This is a genomic window from Pseudomonas sp. SGAir0191, from assembly GCF_002812565.2.
Classification (GTDB): Bacteria; Pseudomonadota; Gammaproteobacteria; order Pseudomonadales; family Pseudomonadaceae; genus Aquipseudomonas; species Aquipseudomonas parafulva_B.
The window spans coordinates 3,615,683-3,632,258 of the sequence record NZ_CP025035.2 but is presented as its reverse complement, the minus strand read 5'-3'; the positions used below and the strand labels follow the sequence as shown (position 1 = coordinate 3,632,258).

Genomic DNA, 16,576 nt, shown 5'->3' with positions numbered 1-16,576 from the left:
AGGCAGTTGCCCTTTACCCCTGGCGAAATTCTTGGGCGACGCAGTGGCGCAGCACCCCTTCCTCGAAGTCCAGGAAACCCGCTTCACGCTGGGTGATCAGGTAATACAGCAGGGTGTCGAGCGTTCGTGCTGGTGGGACGGCGACCGCCAGCATCTTCACCGCAGGTTCGCTTTCACAGGTGCACCCGAACTCGACCAGGGCTTCGCTTACCTGCTCCAGTGTCTCGGGCGGCTTGACCCGAACCCGGAACACCGAGCTGCCACTGCTGCGCAGCAACTGGGCAAACCAGTGTTGGCCAGCGTCTTCATGGGTGCAGATCACGTCACCTGGGGCGATGCCGTAGACATGGAACGGGATGTTGTCGATCACGTAACCATCTTCGACGGCCCTGGCCCATAGCCCTTCCACCGATGCAGGCGGATAGCCATTGGCGTCCTGCTGCAGCGGGAACAGCACTTTCCTGTACACGCCGTTCATGCAGCGCCTCGGCGCCGTGCGGGGCGCAGCACCAGCCACAGGGCCACGCCGATCAGCAGGCCGCCGTACAGGTGGGCCATCGACAACGGCTCATTCAGCAGCCAGGCCCCCCACAGCACCCCGAACACGGGGATCATGAAGGTCACCGTACTGGCCTTGACCGGGCCGATTTCGGCCAGCAGGCGGAAGTACAGGATGTAGGCGAACGCCGTGCACAACAGGCCAAGCCCCACCAGTGAGCCCCAGACCTGCCAGCCGCCCCAGCTGGCAGGTGGCTGGGTTAGGGCGCTCCAAGCGAACAACGGGGTAAGCAGCAGGGTCGCGCCGAGCATGCTGCCCAGGGCCGACAGGCGGCTGTCCAGGCCGCTCACCCAGCGGCGGGCCAGGTAACCGGCAAAGCCATAGCAGGTCGTGGCCGCCAGGCACGCCAGGGCACCTTGCAGCAGGGCTGCATCAAGGGCTACAGGCCCCGCACCGCTCAGGATGCCCACGCCGAACAGGCCCAGGAAAATGCCGCACAACTTGGCCAACGTCATGGGTTCCTTGAAGAACAACATGCCGATCAGCACGCCCATCAAGGGCGTCGTGGCATTGAAGATGGCCGAATAACCGGCTGGCAGCACCTGGGCTGCCACAGAATAAAAGGTGGCCGGAATGCCCGAGTTGATCATGCCCAGCACCAGGCAGGCGCCTAGTTTCCCTTGGAAATCCCAGCGTATGCGCGCAGCGCCGAGCAGTGCGATCAAGCCCAGGCAGGCGATGGAGACACGCAAGAAGGCCGTCGGCACGGTGCCCAGTACAGGGGCAATGATGCGCATGAACAGAAAGCTCGCGCCCCATACGGCAGCAAGGGTTAGCAGGCGGGCTAGGGCGGTGGGGCTCACGAAAGTCTCCAGGGGCTTGGCAGGGGCGCGAGTGTACGTCAGCAGGCCGGTGGATTCTTGCGCTTTCTTGCCCAATGAAGTTCAGCCAGTGCCCTGGCGTGGTCTGTTCAAGCCCCGCGCAGGCACTTCAAGGCGCTGAAGTCGCTGCGCACCTTGGTCAGCCGCTCCAGCAGCACCTGGCGTTGAGCGGGGGTGCTCTGCTGCACCAGGTCCACCACCAGACTGCGGGCTTGCCGTTCGGTGTTCTGGAAGGCTTGGCGATAGTCGGCTGTCCACAGGCTTTCCTTGTTCTGCAGCAAGGTCGCGACCCGTTCCGGGAAGCCTGGCTCGTGGCGTTGTTCCACCGCCACCAGCAGTTGTTGCTGCCAATGGGCCCTATTGCGTATCCATTCGCTGTTCTGGTCACCCAAGGCGCGGGACCAGGCGCCGACCCGTTGCTTCTGGACCTCGGTCAGCTCGCCGAACCAGGGCTTGAGGCGCTTTTCCATGCGCTCGGCGCGCTCGCTGATCTGGCGGGGCAGGGGGGTGTCGACATATTCCTTGCGCCGCTGGGCAATATCGTCACGAAATGCATCGCGCATCTCGGCCACCTGCGCATCGCTCATGCCTTGCAGCAACTCGGTGGCCGACGGCGTGATTTCGGCCGCGACCCGGCCAATTGCCTCGCGGGCCTCCTCGGTGCGCTGCTGCAGCGCCTGGTCGGTGACCTGGTTATCGGCCACCATGGTGCGCAGGCGGTCCAGCCAGTCGAGGTAGCCGGGCAGTTGCGTCTGGCAATGCCATGCCAGGTGCTGCCGGAGGCGATCATCGAGCAGGGTTTTCTGCTCACGGTTCATGTCCAGGTAGTCGCCAAGCGACCAGGGCACCAGGCGATCGAGGTTGCGATAGGCCAGGTCGATGCGGCTGCAAGCACCCAGCAGCAGGGCGAAACCCAGGCAGATCGACAGGACTTTGAGCAGGCGTGCAGGCATGTGCGGGTCCTTGCAGTGGCAGCCAATGGGTAGACGCAGCACAACACCTGCGGTTCCACCGGATGGCGCGTGGAGGCCTGGATGGCGATGAACCGACCGCAGGCTTTGACACCAGGGCAGGTCTATCCGGAAAATAGCCGCCTTGACTTGAGGATGTTCGAAAATGGCTCTGCTTGGGCGTTACAACAGTTTGCAAATTGTTAAGCACGTGGACTTCGGCCTGTACCTGGACGGCGGTGCCGACGGGGAAATCCTGCTGCCGTCCCGTTACATTCCCAAGGGTGCCGAGACTGAAGTCGATGACTGGCTGAACGTGTTCATCTACCTCGACAGCGAAGACCAGCTGATCGCCACCACCGAGAAGCCCAAGGTGCAGGTGGGCGAGTTCGCCAGCCTCAAGGTCAAGGACATCAATGGTGCGGGTATCTTCCTGGACTGGGGTCTGCCCAAGGACCTGCTGATGCCGTATTCCGAAGAGGCACGGCCGCTGAAGATCGGTGACTACTGCGTGGTGCACGTGTACCTGGACAAGCGCACCCGCCGCATCACCGCCACCTCGCGCCTGGACCGCTACCTCGACACCACGCCTGCCGACTACAAGCCTGGGCAGCCGGTGGAACTGCTGGTGGCCGGCGAAACGCCGATGGGTTTCAAGGCCATCATCAACAACCGTCACTGGGGCTTGATCCACAAGAACGAGGTGTTCAAGTTCCTGCGCTCAGGCATGCACGAGCAGGGTTACATCAAGGAAGTGCGGGCTGACGGCAAAGTGTCGCTCAGCCTGCAGCCAGTAGGCGCTGCGCTGTCCGACAGCTTGCAGGAGCAGATCATGACGCGCCTGGACGCCGAGGGTGGGGTGCTGCCGGTTTCCGACAAGAGCGACCCTGCATTGATCAGCAAGCTGTTCAATGTCAGCAAGGGCAATTTCAAGAAGGCCATCGGCGGGCTGTTCAAGCAAGGCCGCATCGTCATCCATGACGACCGGATCGAGAAAGCCTGATCAGCCCTGCACGAAGGTGTTGAAGTCCAGCTGATCGCCTCCGGGGCGAGTGTCGCGCAACAGTGAGTCGCGGTCAGCGCTAAGGGCCAGGCTGATGGTGGAGCGACGCTTGCCGGGGTTGCGCACTTCCATCTGTTCTTGGTGAGCCCGCAGGAAGTTGACCGGCACCTTCAGGTGCTGGAGTTCATCGGTCAGCGGGGTGTGCAACAGCAGGTTGACCCAATCGGGCTGGCCCTTGCGGAGCAAGGCCACCGGGACCTCGAACCACCACAGGTTGCGCTTGGGGTCGAGTATGGCGAACAGCGTGTTGGCACTGGTCAGTACCGGGCGCGCCAACGTGCTGTTGCGGCGGGCGATGGCAGCGGGTTTGTCGAGTTTCATGCAGGTTCCTGCGGGTCGAAGCCTTCAAACGCCGCATTGTGAGGGGTGGCACCTTGCCGGGCAAGGTTTGAGGCTCGCAACGGAGCCTTACGGGACTGCATTTCGACCGTTTGTAACCGTTTGGCTTGTTGACGCAAATTTCTTGAAACTCCTGTGCAAGCGGCTGGGTCAACCTTCTGTCGGCACGATACGCGTGCTACATCACAGGAGTTTTGCCATGAGCGGTACTGGAGACAAAATTAAAGGTATGGCCAACGAGGCAATGGGCAACATCAAGCAAGGTGTTGGCAACCTCACTGATAACGAAAAACTCAAAGGCGAAGGCAAGGCCCAGGAAATCAAGGGCGAAGGCCAACAGGTCAAAGGCGACGTGAAAAACAAGGTCGACGACCTGACCAAGTAATGATTCACGCCTGCCGAGCCGTCCTCTGCGCTTCGAAGCAGGGGGCGGTAACAGGCAGAATTATTTAAAGCCGTTGCATGATTACCGGGAGCAGCACCCCAAGCGCAGGGTCCATTAGACTGAACGTCAGATCGATCAAGCGGCGAAAGGAGACGCTATGATTTTTTCCGCCTTGCAGGGCTTACCCTTGCACCGCGTACTGGTGCGCACCGTCAACGAATTCCTCGATGACGAAATGTCCACCTATGCTTCGGCATTGGCCTACCAGGCCCTTTTCTCGTTGTTCCCCTTCCTGTTGTTTCTCATTGCCCTGATCGGTTTCCTGCACCTGCCGGACTTCTTCTCCTGGCTGCGCTTGCAGTCGGAGCTGGTCTTGCCACCCCAGGCCCTTGAGCAGGTCAACCCCGTTATCGACCAACTGCAGCAGTCCAAGGGTGGCTTGCTGTCGGTGGGTATCGTCATTGCCCTGTGGACGGCCTCAGCCGGCGTGCGGTTGATGATGAGCGCCATGAACGCGGCCTACGACGTACCGGAAGGTCGCCCGGTCTGGAAGCGCATCCCGCTGTCGGTGCTGTACACCATTGGGTTGGCAGGCATGCTGTTGGCGGCTGCGGCGCTGATGGTGCTGGGCCCGCAGGTCATGGAGTGGATCGCGGCGCAAATCGGCATGGAAGAGTTCATCGTCACCCTGTGGACCATCCTTCGCTGGCCGGTGATCGTGATTCTGCTGATGGTCGCGGTCGCGGTTATCTACTACGTCATGCCTGATGTGGAGCAGAAATTCCGCTTCATTACCCCGGGCTCGGTGCTGGCGGTCGTAGTGTGGATCATCGCGTCGCTGGGCTTTGCCTATTACGTGAAGACGTTTGCAGACTACAACGCCATGTATGGCAGCATCGGGGCAATCATCGTGCTGCTGCTGTACTTCTACATCTCGGCTGCCGTGCTGTTGCTGGGCGCGGAGATGAATGCGGTGATTGAACACATGTCGGCCGAGGGCAAGGACCCAGGCGAAAAAGACTTCGATGGCACCCGCGACGACGAAAAGCCCAAGGTGCTGGGCCAGGAGCGCCCCAGCGCTGACGACGCGGCGGGGATTGAACCTACCTCGCGCTAAACTGCTCCGAATAAGCAGTGCGCTCCAGCGCTATCAGGGCCTTGCTGCGCTGATAGCGCTGGAGCTTGTCACGCAGCGACTGGGGTAGCTCACCAGCCGGCGCAAACCCCTGGCGTGCATAGTAGTTGGCAAGCGTTGGATGGCAGAACAACCACGTACTGCCACAGGCGTTCTCCAGAGCCTTTGCGACCAACTGCATACCCACGCCTTCCGAGCGCCGATCAGGCGCCACGAACAGCCCCGTCAGCCACTGACCACTCTCCACCTCGCTCAGAGACAAACCAGCAATGATGCCTGGCGACCTGGCCACCCAGAGCTTGCCCTGCGCAGGGGCGCGCATGCGTGAACCCTGTTGGCGATAGAAGTGGTCGAGCAACCGCTGTTCCGGGGCTGAAAGCCGGGTGCAGTGCACAGGCGGCCGTGAGGGCACGACGGTGCTCAGTTGGCCACGAAGTTCGGCGGGGAAACCAGTTCCACGGTCTGCTGCTTGCGTGGTGCCAGGATCTCGGCTTCACCTGCCACGACCAGTTCGTCGTTCTGGTTGTACACGTTGGTGGCGATACGCACTTTGAACTTGGGCAATTTTTCCAGGATTTCCAAGCGCACCGTCAGGGTGTCGCCGATCTTGACCGGCTTCTGGAAGCTCATCTGCTGGCCCAGGTAGATGGTGCCAGGGCCTGGGAGCGTGCAGGCCACCGCCGCACTGATCAACGCGCCGCTGAACATGCCATGGGCAATGCGCTCGCGGAACATGCTCTTGGCCGCGAACTCGGCGTCCAGGTGCACCGGGTTGTGATCGCCGGACATGGCGGCGAACAGCTGGATGTCGCGCTCCTCGACCAACTTCGTGTATTCGGCTTTCTGGCCGACTTCTAGGGCTTCGTAGGGCGTGTTGCTGAGCTGGGACATCAGGGCTTCCTTAAGCAGTACAGGTCGGATGCCGGTCGCGCGCAGGGCGTCGGCCAGACGGGTGAGACGCTTGCCGGGGGGGGCCGGATCACATTTTGCGCCCACGTCAGTGTACCCACAGTCGAGCAAATTGCAGGAAGGGCACAAATAAGATTCACAATGTTAATGGCAGGCGCTGACGACTGGGCCGTGCCTGGCTTACCTGCTAACGTCGAACCAACGCCTGTGCATAGTCAGCGCGCAGGCACTTGGACTACAGGACGCAGTGCAGGTCCCGGCAGAGGAACAACAATAAATGCAAGCCGACTTCTGGAATGACAAGCGCCCGGCGGGCGTGCCCTCCACCCTGGACATGCAGGCCTACGCGTCAGTGGTCGAGGTGTTCGAACGCTCCTGCAAGCGCTTTGCCGATCGCCCGGCCTTCAGCAATTTGGGCGTGACCTTGACCTACGCCGACCTTGATCGTCTGTCGGCCGCCTTCGCCTGCTGGCTGCAGCAACAGACCGACCTCAAGCCGGGCGACCGCATCGCGGTGCAAATGCCCAACGTGCTCCAGTACCCCATCGCCGTGTTCGGCGCCATGCGCGCCGGGCTGATCGTGGTCAACACCAACCCGCTTTACACCGAGCGCGAAATGCGCCACCAGTTCAAGGACAGCGGCGCCCGGGCCCTGGTGTACATGAACCTGTTCGGCAAGCGTGTGCAGACGGTCCTGCCCGATACCGGTATCGAGTACCTGATCGAGGCGAAGATGGGCGACATGCTGCCTACGCTCAAAGGCTGGCTGGTCAACACCGTGGTCGACAAGCTCAAGAAGATGGTGCCAGCCTATGCGCTGCCCCAGGCCGTGTCGTTCAAGCAGGTACTGCGCCAGGGCCGTGATGGCGTGCCCACGCCTGTGCCCTTGAGCCTGGGTGACATCGCCGTGCTGCAGTACACCGGCGGCACGACGGGGCTGGCCAAGGGCGCGATGCTCACCCACGGTAACCTGGTGGCAAACATGCTGCAGGTGCTGGCCTGTTTCTCCCAGCATGGGCCGGACGGGCAGAAGCTGCTCAAGGACGGCGAAGAGGTGATGATCGCGCCGTTGCCCCTCTACCACATCTATGCATTCACCGCGAACTGCATGTGCATGATGGTCACCGGCAACCACAACGTGCTGATCACCAACCCGCGGGACATACCAGGCTTCATCAAGGAGCTGGGCAAGTGGCGGTTTTCTGCGTTGCTGGGCCTCAACACCCTGTTCGTCGCGCTGATGGACCACCCCGGGTTCCGCCAGCTCGATTTCGCTGCATTGAAGGTCACCAACTCCGGCGGCACTGCCCTGGTCAAGGCCACGGCCGAGCGCTGGGAACAGCTGACGGGTTGCCGCATCGTCGAAGGGTACGGCCTGACCGAAACGTCCCCCGTGGCCAGCACCAACCCCTACGGCACGCTGGCGCGGCTGGGCACGGTGGGCATCCCGGTGGTTGGCACGGCCTTCAAGGTGATCGATGCCGACGGCAACGAGCTGGCCCTGGGGGAACCCGGCGAGCTGTGCATCAAGGGCCCGCAGGTCATGAAGGGCTACTGGCAGCAACCCGAGGCCACGGCCGAGGCACTGGACGCCGAAGGCTGGTTCAAAACCGGTGACATTGCCGTGATCGACCCCGACGGTTTCACCCGTATCGTCGACCGCAAGAAGGACATGATCATCGTGTCGGGCTTCAATGTGTACCCCAACGAAGTCGAAGAGGTGGTCATGGGCCATCCCAAGGTCGCCAACTGTGCCGCTATCGGCGTGCCAGACGAGCGTTCCGGCGAAGCGGTGAAGTTGTTCGTGGTGCCGCGCGAAGGGGGGGTGGATGTCGAGGAGCTCAAGGCCTATTGCAAGGCCAACCTTACCGGCTACAAAGTGCCCAAGCAGATCGTGCTACGCGAGGCGCTGCCGATGACGCCGGTGGGCAAGATCCTGCGGCGCGAACTGCGTGACGCCAGCTAAATCGATAGCCCGCGACAAGGAAGATGTGCCGTGCGCCAGGGCCTGGCGCACGGCACATCCCGGTGGCCTAACTGGCTCATTAAGTCAAATACTCTAAACGTGACCCGAAGCATTCATTGAGTCACCTTTGTGACTGTCAAGCCCGCTTTGGGCTCTAGTAGACCCTCGGCAAAGCTGCTACTCTCGGCCCGCTTTCAGATGATCTGGTTTGCATCAGGCCGTCATCTCATATCAATAATAAACGCCTCGACGCGTGAAACGAACTTCGCTGTTGCTGAAGGAGTGGGCTTGCATGATCGACCATTTTTGGAAGGACAAGTATCCGGCCGGTATCGCGGCGCAGATCGATCCCGACGAATTCCCCAACATCCAGGCGGTACTCAAGCAATCCTGCCAGCGCTTTGCCGACAAACCGGCCTTCAGCAACCTGGGCAAGACCCTGACCTACGGTGAGTTGTATACCCTTTCCGGTGCCTTTGCCGCCTGGTTGCAACAGCATACCGACCTAAAGCCCGGTGATCGCATCGCGGTGCAACTGCCCAACGTGCTGCAGTACCCGGTGGCGGTATTTGGCGCCATGCGCGCCGGCCTGATCGTGGTCAACACCAACCCGCTGTACACCGCCCGGGAAATGGAGCACCAGTTCAAGGACTCCGGCGCCAAAGCGCTGGTGTGCCTGGCGAACATGGCGCACCTGGCCGAGAAGGTAGTGCCCAAGACCCAGGTCAAGCACGTCATCGTCACCGAAGTGGCAGACCTGCAGCCTGCGCTCAAGCGGCTGCTGATCAACAGCGTGGTCAAGTACGTCAAGAAGATGGTGCCGGCCTATCACCTGCCCAGCGCCGTGCGCTTCAACGATGCCCTGGCCCTGGGCAAGGGCCAGCCGGTAACCGAGGCCAACCCGCAAGCCAATGATGTGGCCGTGTTGCAATACACAGGCGGCACCACCGGTGTGGCCAAGGGCGCCATGCTGACCCACCGCAACCTGGTGGCCAACATGCTGCAGTGCCGGGCGCTGATGGGTTCGAACCTGCAGGAAGGGTGCGAGATCCTCATCACCCCGCTGCCGCTGTACCACATCTACGCCTTCACCTTCCATTGCATGGCCATGATGCTGATCGGCAACCACAACGTGCTGATCAGCAACCCCCGCGACCTGTCCGCCATGGTCAAGGAACTGGGCAAGTGGAAGTTCACAGGCTTTGTGGGCCTCAATACACTGTTCGTGGCGCTGTGCAACAGCGATGCGTTCCGCGCTCTGGACTTCTCGGCCTTGAAGATCACCCTGTCCGGCGGCATGGCGCTGCAACTGAGCGTTGCCGAGCGCTGGCGTGCGGTGACGGGCTGCGCCATCTGCGAAGGCTATGGCATGACCGAAACCAGCCCGGTGGCCGCCGTGAACCCCGCGCAGGCCAACCAGGTAGGCACCATTGGTATTCCGGTGCCGTCCACGCTGTGCAAGATTGTCGACGACGCCGGCAACGAGTTGCCCTTGGGCGAAGTGGGCGAACTGTGCGTCAAGGGCCCTCAGGTGATGAAGGGCTACTGGCAGCGCGAGGAGGCCACCGCCGAAATTCTCGACAGCGAAGGCTGGCTCAAGACTGGCGACATCGCCCTGATTCAGCCTGACGGCTACATGCGTATCGTCGACCGCAAGAAGGACATGATTCTGGTGTCCGGCTTCAATGTCTACCCCAATGAACTCGAAGACGTGCTGGCGGCGGTGCCCGGCGTATCGCAGTGTGCGGCCATCGGCATTCCGGATGAAAAATCCGGGGAGCTGATCAAGGTCTTTGTCGTGGTCAAACCTGGCATGACGGTGACCAAAGAGCAGGTGATGGAGCACATGCGCGCCAACCTCACCGGTTACAAGGTGCCACGTCAGGTCGAGTTCCGCGACACCTTGCCGACCACCAACGTCGGCAAGATCCTGCGTCGCGAACTGCGCGACGAAGAGCTCAAGAAGCTCAACCTCAAGAAAAGCGCCTGACCTGGCGCGCACCGCCTGCCACCGCCCTGCATCCCCTTTTGACGAGGCCTCGCAGGGCGGGCGGTCCTTGCTTCAGCGCAGTTTTTCCAGCATCTGGTAGTACCACATGCCCGCTGCCAGGAGCGGGTTGCCCAACACGTCTCCCATCGGCACACGCACATGCTTGCACTGCGCGAAGGTGTCGAATTTCTCCAGGGTGCCGGTCATGGCTTGAGCCATGATTTCGCCCATGATGTGGCTGGTGGCGATGCCGTGCCCGGAGTAGCCCTGGCAGTACCAGACATGGTCCGAAAGCTTGCCCACTTGGGGTATGCGATTGACCACGATGCCCATGGCGCAGCTCCATTGGAACGCGATGGGCACGCCCTTCAAGGCAGGGAAGGTACGCTCGATGCACGGGCGCAATTCGGCTTCGATGTCCCGCGAGTCGCGCCCTGAGTAGTTGGCGCCGCCGCCGAACAGCAGCCGCTTGTCGGCCGTCGGGCGGTAGTAGTCCAGCACGAATCGGCAATCGTAGACGGCAAGGTCCTGCGGGTTGATTTGCGCTGCCAGCTCGCCCAATGGCGCCGTGGTGACGATGCCGCCCATGGCCGGGAATATCTTGCCCTTGAGCTGGCGCTTTTCCAGCTTGTGATAGACATCGCCTGCCAGCATCACCTGGCGCGCGTCCACACGCCCATGGGCCGTCACCACGGCAGGGCGAGGGCCGTGCACGATTTCCAGCACTTCGGTCTGCTCGAAGATCAGCGCGCCCAGGCTGTGGGCGGCGCGGGCTTCGCCCAGGCACAGGTTCAGCGGGTGCAGGTGCAGGTTGCGCCGGTTCTTCAGGGCGCCCAAGTACAGGGGGCTTTGCAGGTGTTCGGCCATCGCCTGGCGGTCGAGCAGCTCGACCTGATCACCCATGCCATGGCGCTGTGCCTGGGCCTCGAAAGCCCGTAGCTCGTCCAGGTGCGAGGGTTTCATGGCCGCGTGCAGGTGACCGTGCTTGAGGTCGCAGTCGATGCCATAGCGGGCCACCCGTTGCTCGATGATCTGGTGGCCCCGCCAGCGCAGGTGCCAGATGAAATCATCCACGTCGCTGCCCAGCCGCTTGCGCATCTGTGCGCGCATGGCTTCGTCACCCGACAGGCTGCCGGTCACTTGACCACCATTGCGCCCGCTGGCGCCCCAGCCCACCCGGTTGGCTTCGAGCACTGCGACTTTCAGGCCGCGTTCGGCCAGTTCCACGGCCGTTGCCAAGCCGGTGAAGCCCGCGCCGATGATTGCCACGTCCACCTGCACGGTGCCCTTGAGCTGGGGGTAAGTGGTGGGGTCGTTGAGGGTGGCGGTGTAGTAGGACGGCGCACGTTGCGCCGGGCCTTTGTTCACTGCTGCGTTCATGGGTAATCCTTGTTCTGTGAGGGGCTCAGGCCTGGTGCAGGTACCAACGCCAGTCCTGTTCGCTGACTTCGGCCATGAATTGCCGGTATTCGGCGCGCTTGACCTTCAGGTACACGCCAAGAAACGCATCGCCCAGTGCTTCGCGGGCCCAGGTCGACTGCTCCAGGGCTTGCAGCGCGGTGAGCCAGTCAGTTGGCAGGTGTTCGGTCGCCTGGGCATAGCCATTGCCCTGAATCGGCGCGCCAGGGGCGAGCTGATCACGTATGCCGCTGTGACTGGCGGCCAACATGGCGGCGGCAGCCAGGTACGGATTGGCGTCGGCCCCGCAGATACGGTGCTCAACATGCCGGCTATTGGCCGGCCCGCCCGGCACCCGCAGGCTGACCGTGCGGTTGTCCACGCCCCAGGTGGGCGACAGGGGCGCGTAGCTATTGGCCTGGAAGCGGCGGAAGGAGTTGGCGTTGGGGCAAAACAGCAGCAGCGACGCGTGCAGGTGCTGCAACATGCCGGCCACTGCGTAACGCAGCAGCGGTGTGCCGGCCGGATCTTCGCTGGCGAACAGGTTACGGCCGGCGCTGTCGGCCAGGCTCAGGTGCATGTGCATACCGGTACCGGCCAAGTGGCCGAAGGGCTTGGCCATGAAGCAGGCCTGCATGCCATGGGCGTGGGCGATGCCTTTGACCAGGCGCTTGTAGCGTACTGCCTGGTCCATCGCTTGCACGGCATCACCGTGTTCGAGGGTAATCTCCACTTGGCCTGGGGCGTATTCCGAAATGGCCGTACGCGCCGGTATGCCCTGTGCCTTGCAGGCCGCATACAGGTCTGCCAGGAACGGCTCGATCTGCTCCAGCTCTCGCAGCCCGTACACCTGAGTGCTGCGAGGGCGTCCGCCGTCCTGGTCGAGCGCCGGTTGCGGATGGCCATGGGCATCGCGCTGCTGGTCGAGCAGGTAGAACTCCAGCTCGCAGGCCATCACGGGGTGGTACCCGTCGGCCTTCAGGGCTTCGACGGTGCGCAACAATACATGACGCGGGTCGGCCACGCTGGCCGGCAGGCCTTGGTGTGGGTGCATGCTCACTTGCAGCGCTGCGGTCGGCACCCGGCGCCAGTGCAGGCGTACCAGGCTGCCATCGAGTGGGTAGGCACGGCAATCGATGTCGCCGACATCCCAGACCAGGCCCGAGTTTTCCACGTCGTCGCCGTTTACGGTCAGGCCGAGAATGGTGCTGGGTAATGGCCGGCCGGTCTGGTACACGGCCAGCAGTTCATCACGGTGCAGCAGCTTGCCGCGGGGCACGCCGTTGGCGTCGAGGATGAACAGTTCGAACAGATCGATATCGGGGTTGGCGGCCAGAAACTGGCTGGCCTGCTCCACAGGTGCAAAGTGCATAATCATTCGCTCGCGAACGCTCAGGCCCCTGCCTGTGCAGGCGGCCCGGCTGGGTCAAACGGCCCTATGCAGGCCGGGTGAGGTCATGCAGGCGTAAGCGAGGTGTCGGGCGGTCGCGCGTGACGGCAGTGCCACAATGCCCAAAAGGCGAGGATGACATGCACCAACGGATTTTCGCCGCACAGCGTCCTGGGCTTCGACGGTGAAGGGCGGTTGGACGATGGTGAGCTGGGCTGGGCGGGAGTCATGCGTTCGATACTCACATGCCGCTTGAGGGAGATTAAAGTAGTGAATGGCAACCTTTACATTGGGGCTGGCTAAACATTTGATTGGCTTGCAAATAATTAGGGTCGAGGGTTCGTTGGTCAACTTCATAGCTGTGCACTCATGATAATTGCCGTGCCGTTGCCGTTGCCGTTGCCGTTGCCGTTGCTTTGACTTTTGCTTCTAAGCGCGCGGTATTTCAGGCGCCGTAGATCGCGACTTCAGGAGGCCGAGCGCAGGGCTTGCGGAGGGAGGTGACGGGCATGGATGCCCGTCAAGCGCTGGGCCCCAGGATGGGGCCTGCAGCGCGGTCCTCCCGGGAGCAAGCCCGGAGCGAGGGAACCCCGGAGCGTAGCGTAGGGGCCGGATGATAGGAGCAGGCGGTTTTTGCTTACTTTTTGACAAGACAAAAAGTGAGCCGCCGTAAGGGCGGAAAGGTGACTGCGCGCCACCCGCGCCAATGAATACCAACTTGCTATGTGCGCCCACGCTCTTAAGTTTTAAGTTTTAAGTTTGATTGCGTTGGTGTGGGTGTTGAAACAGAGCATAGTCCATTTGCGATGGCGACGCTTAATCACCTTTTCGCCATTACGGCGAGTCACTTTTTGTCAAACGCGACAAAAAGTAACCAAAAAACGCTGCGCTCCATTCATACGGCCCCTACGCTGCGCTTCGGGGTTCCCTCACTCCGGTCTTGCTCCCGGGAGGACCGCGCTGTAGGCCCCATCCTGGGGCCCAGCGCTTGACAGGCATCCATGCCTGTCACCTCCCTCCGCAAGCCCTGCGTTCGGCCTTCTGAAGTCGCGAAGATCAAGATCAAGATCAAGATCAAGATCAAGATCAAGATCAAGATCAAGATCAAGATCAACAGCAACAGCAACAGCAACAGCAACAGCAACAGCAACAGCAACAGCAACAGCAACAGCAACAGCAACAGCAACAGCAACAGCAGAGGCATAGAGTGCCTTAGCAAGATCTTCGGAGTTGCTAGATTGCTTAGTTGCAGTTATGGAAAGTTCAAGGTGGTTGGATTCAAACGATGGGCACAGTATAAGCCACGTAGCAGATTACTAATAACCCACCGACCACCACACCCCTCGCCGCATACAACCTTGGAGCAAACGTAGTGCGAAGTCCGATTTATCGACATCTCTGTACGCTCTGTGCTGGGCAATGATCCGGAGGCTCTCTATGCACGAGGTTAGGCACAGATCCTGCCTGCGGGGGAGCTGGAACCCAACGCTTTAGTGACTCCCTACAAGCACCATGGCGCTCACTGGCAGACCCTGCCAAACCCGCCTTGGTCGCCCGCGTTGTTACGCAATCGGTAAAACACCGTTGCATCTAAGACTAAGGTCGTCTGGTTGCCGTCCAACAGCCGCATAAAGTAAGGGTGTGGGTTACATTCCCTCTCTGTGCTGCTAGGACAAAAACAATGAACGACAGCATTTACCTCTCGATACAAAACAGCCCCCGTTTCAAGGAGCTGGTCAGCAAGCGCGAACGGTTCGCCTGGATACTCTCGGCGATCATGCTCGGGCTCTATTGCGCTTTCATCCTTCTGATCGCCTATGGCCCCCAGATACTGGGCGCCAAGATCAGCCCTGATTCATCGATCACCTGGGGCATTCCCCTGGGCGTCGGGCTGATCATCTCGGCATTTGTCCTGACCGCCATCTATGTGCGCCGTGCCAACGGCGAATTCGATGAGCTGAACAAGGCCATCCTGAAGGAGGCGCAACAATGATTCGTCATGCCAAGACACTGGCCGTTCTGGCCTGCGGCGTCTTTGCACCCGCCGTGTGGGCTGCCGATGCCCTGACCGGCGAGGTGCAGAAACAACCGCTGAACGTTTCTGCCATCGCCATGTTCGTGGCCTTCGTGGCCTTCACCCTGGGCATCACCTACTGGGCTTCCAAGCGCAACAAGTCCGCCTCGGACTACTACGCTGCCGGTGGTCGCATCACCGGGTTCCAGAACGGCCTGGCCATTGCCGGCGACTACATGTCGGCAGCCTCGTTCCTGGGTATTTCCGCCTTGGTGTTCACCTCCGGCTACGATGGCCTGATCTACTCCATTGGCTTCCTGGTAGGTTGGCCGATCATCCTTTTCCTGATCGCCGAGCGCCTGCGTAACCTAGGCAAATACACCTTTGCCGACGTCGCCTCCTATCGCCTGGGGCAAAAGCAGATCCGCACCCTGTCCGCCTCAGGGTCGCTGGTGGTGGTGGCCTTCTACCTGATCGCACAGATGGTAGGTGCAGGCAAGTTGATCGAACTGCTGTTCGGCCTGGACTACCACGTGGCCGTGATCCTGGTCGGTATCCTGATGTGCCTGTACGTGCTGTTCGGCGGCATGCTGGCCACTACCTGGGTACAGATCATCAAGGCGGTGCTGTTGCTGTCGGGTGCAAGCTTCATGGCGCTGATGGTGATGAAGCACGTAGGCTTTGACTTCAACACCCTGTTCTCCGAAGCCATCAAGGTGCATGCCAAGGGCGAGGCCATCATGAGCCCCGGCGGTCTGGTCAAGGACCCCATCTCGGCCTTCTCGCTGGGCCTGGCCCTGATGTTCGGTACGGCTGGCCTGCCACACATCCTGATGCGCTTCTTCACCGTCAGCGATGCCAAGGAAGCCCGCAAGAGCGTGCTCTACGCCACCGGTTTCATCGGCTACTTCTACATCCTGACCTTCATCATCGGCTTCGGCGCGATCCTGTTGGTCAGCACCAACCCGGACTTCAAGGACGCAGCCGGCGCCTTGCTGGGCGGTAACAACATGGCCGCCGTGCACTTGGCCAATGCCGTTGGCGGGAGTGTGTTCCTGGGCTTCATCTCCGCCGTGGCCTTCGCCACCATCCTGGCGGTCGTGGCGGGCCTGACCCTGGCGGGCGCTTCGGCCGTGTCCCATGACCTGTACGCCAGCGTGTGGCGCAAGGGCAAGGCCAACGACAAGGACGAAATCCGCGTCTCGAAGATCACCACTGTTGCGCTGGGCGTCCTGGCCATCGGCCTGGGCATCCTGTTCGAGAAGCAGAACATCGCCTTCATGGTGGGTCTGGCCTTCTCCATTGCGGCCAGCTGCAACTTCCCCGTACTGCTGCTCTCGATGTACTGGAAGAAACTGACCACCCGTGGTGCCATGATTGGCGGCTGGCTTGGCCTGATCAGCGCGGTGACGCTGATGGTGCTCGGCCCGACCATCTGGGTGCAGATCCTTGGCCACGAGAAAGCCATCTATCCTTACGAGTACCCGGCCTTGTTCTCGATGCTGATCGCCTTTGTGGGTATCTGGTTTTTCTCGATCACCGACAAGTCCACCGCTGCCGAAAACGAGCGGGCGCTGTTCTTCCCGCAGTTCGTGCGCTCGCAGACTGGCCTGGGCGCTTCAGGGGCGGTATCGCACTGATTCGCAGGCATGAAAAA

At 61.4% G+C, this 16,576-nt stretch carries 15 protein-coding genes; 7 read left to right on the top strand and 8 right to left on the bottom strand.

Translation table 11 applies throughout. From position 1 onward, the window contains the following. Positions 1 to 13 precede the first annotated feature (13 nt). The 3 genes from CWR53_RS16220 to CWR53_RS16210 form a co-directional block, all read right to left on the bottom strand. The gene (locus tag CWR53_RS16220) at positions 14 to 478 is read right to left on the bottom strand and encodes a DUF4265 domain-containing protein (RefSeq protein WP_058604223.1); all 465 of its coding nucleotides are present in this window, start codon (positions 476 to 478) and stop codon (positions 14 to 16) included. Continuing rightward, positions 475 to 1,362 carry a DMT family transporter gene (locus tag CWR53_RS16215; protein WP_058604236.1) on the bottom strand — a complete coding sequence of 296 codons (888 nt, stop codon included), beginning with the start codon at positions 1,360 to 1,362 and terminating at the stop codon, positions 475 to 477. Before CWR53_RS16215 ends, CWR53_RS16220 begins: the two co-directional genes overlap by 4 nt. 107 nt (positions 1,363 to 1,469) lie before the next feature. Continuing rightward, on the bottom strand, positions 1,470 to 2,333 hold the full coding sequence (locus CWR53_RS16210) for a DUF6279 family lipoprotein (RefSeq protein WP_100852050.1): 864 nt from the start codon (positions 2,331 to 2,333) through the stop codon (positions 1,470 to 1,472). A 163-nt stretch (positions 2,334 to 2,496) separates the two neighbouring features. On the opposite strand from CWR53_RS16210, the gene CWR53_RS16205 reads away from it, so the two are divergent. Then, on the top strand, positions 2,497 to 3,333 hold the full coding sequence (locus tag CWR53_RS16205) for a S1 RNA-binding domain-containing protein (protein ID WP_100852049.1): 837 nt from the start codon (positions 2,497 to 2,499) through the stop codon (positions 3,331 to 3,333). Here the strand turns inward: CWR53_RS16205 and CWR53_RS16200 are convergent, their stop codons facing one another. Next, positions 3,334 to 3,714 (bottom strand): hypothetical protein, encoded by a 381-nt coding sequence (locus tag CWR53_RS16200; RefSeq protein ID WP_058604226.1) that lies wholly within the window; start codon positions 3,712 to 3,714, stop codon positions 3,334 to 3,336. Between the two features lie 217 nt (positions 3,715 to 3,931). On the opposite strand from CWR53_RS16200, the gene CWR53_RS16195 reads away from it, so the two are divergent. Next, positions 3,932 to 4,117: a CsbD family protein gene (locus CWR53_RS16195; RefSeq protein WP_049695592.1), complete on the top strand. Its 186-nt coding sequence runs from the start codon at positions 3,932 to 3,934 to the stop codon at positions 4,115 to 4,117. A 157-nt stretch (positions 4,118 to 4,274) separates the two neighbouring features. Then, positions 4,275 to 5,234, top strand: coding sequence for a YihY/virulence factor BrkB family protein (locus CWR53_RS16190; RefSeq protein WP_100852048.1), 960 nt, complete (start codon positions 4,275 to 4,277; stop codon positions 5,232 to 5,234). Here CWR53_RS16190 and CWR53_RS16185 read toward each other — a convergent pair. Next, a complete protein-coding gene (locus CWR53_RS16185) occupies positions 5,221 to 5,610 on the bottom strand; it encodes a GNAT family N-acetyltransferase (RefSeq protein ID WP_258313247.1) in 390 nt (129 codons plus the stop codon). The two genes, CWR53_RS16190 and CWR53_RS16185, sit on opposite strands and share 14 nt — an antisense overlap. Positions 5,611 to 5,672: 62 nt before the next feature. Further along, positions 5,673 to 6,143, bottom strand: coding sequence for a MaoC family dehydratase (locus CWR53_RS16180; RefSeq protein ID WP_100852047.1), 471 nt, complete (start codon positions 6,141 to 6,143; stop codon positions 5,673 to 5,675). A gap of 295 nt (positions 6,144 to 6,438) precedes the next feature. Here CWR53_RS16180 and fadD2 point away from each other — a divergent pair, with 295 nt between their 5' ends. Beyond that, the gene (fadD2, locus tag CWR53_RS16175) at positions 6,439 to 8,127 is read left to right on the top strand and encodes a long-chain-fatty-acid--CoA ligase FadD2 (protein WP_058604230.1); all 1,689 of its coding nucleotides are present in this window, start codon (positions 6,439 to 6,441) and stop codon (positions 8,125 to 8,127) included. 292 nt (positions 8,128 to 8,419) lie between these two features. Continuing rightward, positions 8,420 to 10,117 (top strand): long-chain-fatty-acid--CoA ligase FadD1, encoded by a 1,698-nt coding sequence (fadD1, locus tag CWR53_RS16170; RefSeq protein ID WP_100852046.1) that lies wholly within the window; start codon positions 8,420 to 8,422, stop codon positions 10,115 to 10,117. 72 nt (positions 10,118 to 10,189) lie between these two features. Here the strand turns inward: fadD1 and CWR53_RS16165 are convergent, their stop codons facing one another. Then, positions 10,190 to 11,497, bottom strand: coding sequence for an FAD-binding oxidoreductase (locus CWR53_RS16165; protein ID WP_100852045.1), 1,308 nt, complete (start codon positions 11,495 to 11,497; stop codon positions 10,190 to 10,192). Positions 11,498 to 11,522: 25 nt separating this feature from the next. Then, positions 11,523 to 12,887, bottom strand: coding sequence for a glutamine synthetase family protein (locus CWR53_RS16160; protein WP_100852665.1), 1,365 nt, complete (start codon positions 12,885 to 12,887; stop codon positions 11,523 to 11,525). Between the two features lie 1,699 nt (positions 12,888 to 14,586). On the opposite strand from CWR53_RS16160, the gene CWR53_RS16145 reads away from it, so the two are divergent. Further along, positions 14,587 to 14,898 (top strand): DUF485 domain-containing protein, encoded by a 312-nt coding sequence (locus CWR53_RS16145; RefSeq protein ID WP_058605639.1) that lies wholly within the window; start codon positions 14,587 to 14,589, stop codon positions 14,896 to 14,898. After that, positions 14,895 to 16,559, top strand: coding sequence for a cation acetate symporter (locus tag CWR53_RS16140; RefSeq protein WP_027915845.1), 1,665 nt, complete (start codon positions 14,895 to 14,897; stop codon positions 16,557 to 16,559). Before CWR53_RS16145 ends, CWR53_RS16140 begins: the two co-directional genes overlap by 4 nt. Positions 16,560 to 16,576: the final 17 nt, after the last annotated feature.